At 27.0% G+C, this 2,333-nt stretch carries 2 protein-coding genes; one reads left to right on the top strand and one right to left on the bottom strand.

The genetic code is table 11. The annotated features are described in order from the left end of the window. Nucleotides 1-510: 510 nt before the first annotated feature. Nucleotides 511-1,320, bottom strand: a complete 810-nt coding sequence (locus Q5O29_RS02370) for a pyruvate, water dikinase regulatory protein (protein WP_022211421.1) — start codon at nt 1,318-1,320, stop codon at nt 511-513. Between the two features lie 134 nt (nt 1,321-1,454). Here Q5O29_RS02370 and Q5O29_RS02365 point away from each other — a divergent pair, with 134 nt between their 5' ends. Then, the gene (locus Q5O29_RS02365) at nt 1,455-2,222 is read left to right on the top strand and encodes a signal peptidase II (RefSeq protein ID WP_022211420.1); all 768 of its coding nucleotides are present in this window, start codon (nt 1,455-1,457) and stop codon (nt 2,220-2,222) included. Nucleotides 2,223-2,333: the final 111 nt, after the last annotated feature.

Genomic DNA, 2,333 nt, shown 5'->3' with positions numbered 1-2,333 from the left:
TTTTATATTAACTATATTCTGTTCAATTTTCAAAGACCATTTATCTTGGTCGCTCTCAAGCGACTTCTTTATCTTATCATTTAATCTTGTTACTTGTCAACACTTTTTTTCAAAGTTTTTGTAACATTTCTTTATTTGATGAAGATGCTTGTCGTTTTAGCAACTTTACTGTTGTTTGCTGCCCTATCGACGTGTTTTAGTTTAACATCTATATTATTTCAAAAATTCATTGAATATCATTAATATTAATAATTATTATTAATATTCTCCTACTTTCGCCATTATACTCATTATATTACATTGTGATACACTTGGATAAGAGTATTGTATCTATTATTTATTTAGCTTCAATAAATAGTTATTTATACAAAAATAATACTATTTGAAAAAGAAATAGGTTAGTACATAATACAGACATATATTATATTCATAAATTTCTAAATAAAAAAACTGTTGCCTTAATGTTCTTCTTAATTTAAAGCAACAGTTTATAATTAAATCACTATTCCCTTATATTTTCTTCTCTTTTGTAAGAGTTTTAATTATTATTAATGCTGTATCCTCTATGGCTCTTTGAGTAACATCTATAGTCCTGCATCCTAGACGTCTTATTATCCTATCAGCAAAATCAAACTCATCTAGAATTCTAGCATCTCCTGCATATTCTATTGTAGTAGGTATTCTTTTAAACTTATCTAATCTTCTTTTTCTTATTTCTATAAGTTGCATTGGATCTATAGTTAAAGCAAAGATTCTATCTCTATCAATTTCATAAATCTCATCAGGCACTCCTACTTCTGGTACTAGTGGAATATTAATAGCCTTTATCCCTTTATTAGCTAAATACATACAAAGTGGTGTCTTGGAAGTTCTAGAAAGCCCTATTAAAACTACATCAGCATTCTTCAACCCTCTATAATCTTTGCTATCATCATACTGCATAGCAAATTCCATAGCTTCTATTCTTTTAAAGTATGTCTCATCTGTCTTCCACATTGCACCTGGATTATATTGTGGTTGTTTATTTAATATAGAAGAAGAAACATTTATTATAGGCCCTAAAACATTAACTACCCATATATTATTTTCAACTCCCTTTTCAGTTAGATATTCTCTTACATTGACTGTTATTATTGTTGAAACTACCATTACATTTTTTATTTCTCTTATTTCTTTAATAAGTTCTTCTACATCTTCTAACGTCTTAATATAAGGTACTCTCCTTACTTCTACTTCATCATCAAACTGACTTGCTGCAGCTTGTGCCACCTGCTCTGCTGTTTCTCCAATAGAATCTGACACTGCATAAATAGTTAACATAAATTCTCCCCTTTCTTTAATTACGGTATATGTATTATTATACCAATTTTTCACAAATAAATTATTATGTCTAATGATTTGTTACTTTATGTATGCTAAAATCATTTATATATTACTTATATTTGGAGGTTTATATGCGCAAGAAATTTGACAAGGAAAAATTATTAATTATAGGCATATTGCCACTTATGTGGTTTGTTTATTTTTTATTTGAGTTATTTACTGGAAGAATTAAATCTTTATATGATATATGCTTAAATCTTTCTTTATTATTTCTCTTTGCTTTTGTTGGATTTATAATATATTGCATTCAAAGAAGATATTCAGGTGGAATTAAAAACAAGGAATTATTTATAATTTTTCTCATCCTTATGATTATTGATCAAGGAATTAAACTTATCATTAAATTTAATTTCTTCCATAGCTTCGTAGAATTAATTCCTAATTTCTTATATTTTAATCCTATTATCAACACACATGGCTCATGGCTTAATGCTAGGTTTAATTTTAATGGGAATTTTACAATATTAATTAGTTCAAACATTATCTTTATTTTTCTACTTATTGAATTATATCGCTATTCACGCTCTAGAAATATAAAGAGCTTCTGGAGTGATATGAGCTTCCTATTTGTTTTAAGCGGAGCCCTTTGTTCACTAATTGACAAAATATTCTATGGTGGAAGTTTAGATTTTATTGGCATAAGTAATTTATTTATTGCTGATATAAAAGATTTGTATATTAATTTAGGATTATTCTTCTTCATAATTCTTATATATAAAGAAGACTTTTTAAATGATGATAATAACACAACTTTTAAAGATGATTTAAAATCTATCAAAAAGTTCTTAGTATTTATTAAAAACGATATATTTAGAAAACAAAAAAAAGAAAAGGCTTAATGCCTTTTCTTTTTATCTATATAATGCTAAGCGAGTTCTTATTAAAAAATCACTTCTTTTCAGAAGTGATTTTGGTGGCTTACCGGGGAATCGAACCCCGGACACCTTGAT

Origin of the sequence: Clostridium sp. CAG:265 (genome assembly GCF_000436575.1) — a bacterium.
GTDB lineage: Bacteria > Bacillota > Clostridia > Clostridiales > Clostridiaceae > Clostridium > Clostridium lentum.
Note: the sequence above shows the minus strand (reverse complement) of the source record. Positions and strands in the feature narration are given on the sequence as shown.

Coding starts and splice junctions, on each gene's coding strand:
- Q5O29_RS02370 (WP_022211421.1), bottom strand. CDS start 1,320: ATGTTAACTATTTATGCAGTGTCAGATTCTATTGGAGAAACAGCAGAG.
- Q5O29_RS02365 (WP_022211420.1), top strand. CDS start 1,455: ATGCGCAAGAAATTTGACAAGGAAAAATTATTAATTATAGGCATATTG.